Consider the following 3,685-nt stretch of genomic DNA (forward strand, 5'->3'; position numbering starts at 1 on the left):
TAGTGACAATGTGGGCGTTATTAGATCAGAAAAGAGGCGGATGTTAAAGCCTTTTTACAAAGTGCGATCCCGCCGTGCATCCCCAATAGTAAAGTTATAGCGGCTGCCATCATCGGCTTTAATAATCCCTGTTTTTTCATCACTGCAGTAGTGGAGAATACTCCCTTCCATTGTACCTTTTTCCTTTAAAATTAATTAGTTACTAATTGCAATGTTAACCCTGTATTAACGTGAAGGCAATAGTTAATGAAAAAAGTTGTTAACTGATTGTTTGATAACCCATAGAAATTATTGCAAGCAATTGATAGTTGCATCTACAAAACTACAGCTCTTTATAATGAGATATATCAAAAATATGAACATTAATTACACTACTGAACAGTAACTATCTTGAGCGATTAGATTCATAGCTTTTAGAAATTGATCGATAGAGCTCAATGTTTATGGCGGCAATTAAAAGGAAAAGTGAATTAATTTTTTAAAACTAGCTATAAAATTAAGGATCGGATTAATAGAATTTATCACTTACTCTAATTTTTATATGCATAAATAATCGTATTTGATAGGTGTATCTGGCATAACGCTGTTTCATGCAATGCTAATATCTTCAATATATTATATTTGCCATTTTAAGAAGGTTTTTATTAAATCATAAGGGGTCTTAACTAAGTAATGTTACAGCAATTGAAATTATTGACTGTAACATTAAGTAGAAATAAGAATGGTTTTTCACATCAGATAATACTGTAATAATTATTATCTAGTTTAGAGTTTAATCTACCATCGATATTGCAAATATCATCGTGCCTATGATGGGGGATAATAGTGAAAAAAATATGCCAAGTTTTGCCAAAAGTTGGCCCTTACTCTGCGTCCTTAATGTAAATATACCTAATATGACGCTAGTTACAGCACTGGAGAGCCAAGTTATATAGTCTTCACTAGCCCAAGCAGCCTCTTCTATGAACATTGCAACGCAGAAAAGTCCAATAAAAAAGCTTGGAATTGGTAGCCACCAAGTTCCAGTTTCACGCTTGGGTGAAAATTGTCGAACTCCACAAGCTTTACATATTCGATCTTTAATATTGATTTTACATCTACATTCTCTGCAAAATTTTTGGTCTAAACTTTTGCCTGTCTCGGATACTTCCATAATGTGATAACCAATTTAAGTTAGAGGTATTATTCTGTAGCGTATTTTTTATTGAATGCTTTTTCATCTGTTGCAAGTAGTATGATGAATTCAATAAATGAAATTAAAGTCGGAATGACTGTCCAAAAGAAAACAAGATATACTATACCCCAACCAATTCTACCTAAGTAAAACTTATGGGCTCCTATTCCCCCCAAAAATAATGCTAGTAGAGCTGCAATCGTTTTATTTTTGTCGCTATGGTATGGCGCACTTTCTTGTCTAACCCCACATTTCGGACAAATTTCTGCTTTGGCTTTTATGATTTCCCCACACTCTCCGCAAAAAACCTCATCAGGTTGTTTAACTTTTTGCTCTTGAACTTCACTCACGGCTTCATTTCCTTATTTTATTTTTGTTTAAATATTTTTTGGCATATAAAGCAGATCCAAATAGTAACCTACGATATAAACCATAAATGACTATTATTACTTTTTCGTTAATGAAAAATCAATCTGTAAATGTTCTATGTACCTGTTATAAAAGGAAAAACACTTTATTGGGTACGGGTTGAAAATTAGAGAAAGCTAAATGCTTCTGTAATGGAATTTCTTAACTGTTCCAAATTTTTATGTGCGAAAATTATCGTGTGCTTTAGAGGGAGCCTATTAGTTTTGCGTATCGTGCTGGTTTTATGCTCTCAAAAAGAGGTTATTATACGTAAATATTGAATACTAAAATTTATTTTAGTATTTAACCCCACCACAGAAATACCAAACAAACTCTTTACACCAAACCAAGATTTTTGTATTCAAAAAGGGTAAATGTCTAATTTAAACAATGGGTTAGGTTGGGTTTTGAATTGTGAAATTTTTGAGTTCATGCTATAAATTGTGCCACTTTAATTGTTAATTCAAATAATTGAAGTTTATGAATGGATAAAAATAAAAGTAATAACAAATTATGGAGAATTGGATGCTAAAAACGAAAAAATCAATTCGTTGTTCCTTTGCATTAATTAGTGCACTTGTACTAGTAGCATGTAACTCAACACCTAGTAACACCGAGCAAGCTGTTTCGAAAACAGTCTACATAAATGCCCCTAATAAATCTGAGTATATCGATATTGAATGGCCTGATATAAAGAAAGAATATGTTATTTCTTCTTGGCATGGGTATGGTACTTCGGATGCTCAATCGGCTTTGAATAGAACTGACCCAAATATCGAACTGGTGAGTTTAGATAAAATAAGTGGTGCTTGGAAAGCTCGCTTGGGAGCTGGTGGCGAAGAAGAGCTAGCGATCAATTTAGCATCAGGTAGAGTTACTGTGCTGGCTGAAGCTAAAGTAAATGGTATTGACCTAAATAAAAGCTCTAAGGCAGTCCCAACTTTTGGAGTGAGCGTGAAAGCAGGGTGCATAAAGTCTGTTTTTGGATTACTCAAAGATGATAAAAGGCGGGACTTTTGCGACTCAGAGTTTTCTAAGCTGAGCGCTAACTATAGTGCGAATGAAGTAGCTACAGAAGTTCTCACATCATTTGCCCAAGCAGCTTTATTGAGTAAAATGTATAAAGTGTCATTTGATGTAGAAGAGCTACACTTAGCCTTAAATGAATCTAAAATATACGAACATTTAATAAACGAAGCCGCTGATAGAAGGTATAAAATATTCCAAAGTCAATTTCAAAAAACGAAACTTGATCACTCAAAATCTCAAACATTTATTAATAAATATTCTAATATTGCTCAATTAAAGAATCATGACTATCTAATTGAAGCTAGAAATAATGCCAGAGCATATGCTTTAACAACAACTAATGATATTGATGAATTAAGTGACATTATTAATAAATACAAGGGAGACGACCTTGATGGTTTAGTTGCTGATGCTGAAGTGCGCTTATCTCGATTAATGAAAGAAAAATATGAAAGAGAAGAGCAAGAAAAAGCTAGAATAGCGATGAAACAAAAACAAGAACGAATAGCCAAGCAAAGAAAAAAGGAACAAGAACGACTTGCCCTATCTAGTTGGCGAAAAAGCTTGAAAGTTGGAGATAACACCTTTTGTGGCCGAATTATCGAAACCAACAATAACCGCACTATGTATAAATTAGCTCTGTCTGCTAAGTTATCTGGTTATGGTTCCGAACAATGGGTCCACATTAACGAGCTTTATCAACCGTGGAGAGGATGTTCGAACAAAAACGGTCACTTATCACCCCTCAGCTAACCCAAAATATAAAAAAGCCCAAACTGCATTAGGGCTTTTTATATATATCTGCCCAACTACTTCTCCTAGTATTAATTAGTTATTCCTACTTCTTTTTAAGAAATAGAAAATTCCCACTCTATAAATAGTCTAAATAAACCTAAAAGCCTGATTTATAGAATCCCGCACCTGCTCCACATTCGTATGTGCATAAATCATTGTATGCTTTAGTGAAGTGTGACATAGCGTGAAAATAAATCTTATACAACCGAATTTAAGCAAGAAGCAGTTGCTTTAGTCACTGAGCAAGGCTATTCAGTTTCAGAGGCCGCAGCCTCTTTA

2 protein-coding genes and 1 pseudogene are annotated in these 3,685 nt (G+C 34.0%); 2 read left to right on the plus strand and 1 reads right to left on the minus strand.

Annotated features, from left to right (window positions below; translation table 11 throughout):
- Positions 1-1,182: 1,182 nt before the first annotated feature.
- Positions 1,183-1,524, minus strand: a complete 342-nt coding sequence (locus HUS62_RS23410; protein ID WP_175081170.1) for an NINE protein — start codon at positions 1,522-1,524, stop codon at positions 1,183-1,185.
- Between the two features lie 583 nt (positions 1,525-2,107).
- On the opposite strand from HUS62_RS23410, the gene HUS62_RS22090 reads away from it, so the two are divergent.
- Positions 2,108-3,364, plus strand: coding sequence for a hypothetical protein (locus tag HUS62_RS22090; RefSeq protein WP_175081171.1), 1,257 nt, complete (start codon positions 2,108-2,110; stop codon positions 3,362-3,364).
- A 228-nt stretch (positions 3,365-3,592) separates the two neighbouring features.
- Positions 3,593-3,685 (plus strand): annotated as a pseudogene (locus HUS62_RS22095) (transposase); the annotation flags it as partial.

The organism is Pseudoalteromonas sp. 0303 (genome assembly GCF_013349995.1).
GTDB lineage: Bacteria > Pseudomonadota > Gammaproteobacteria > Enterobacterales > Alteromonadaceae > Pseudoalteromonas.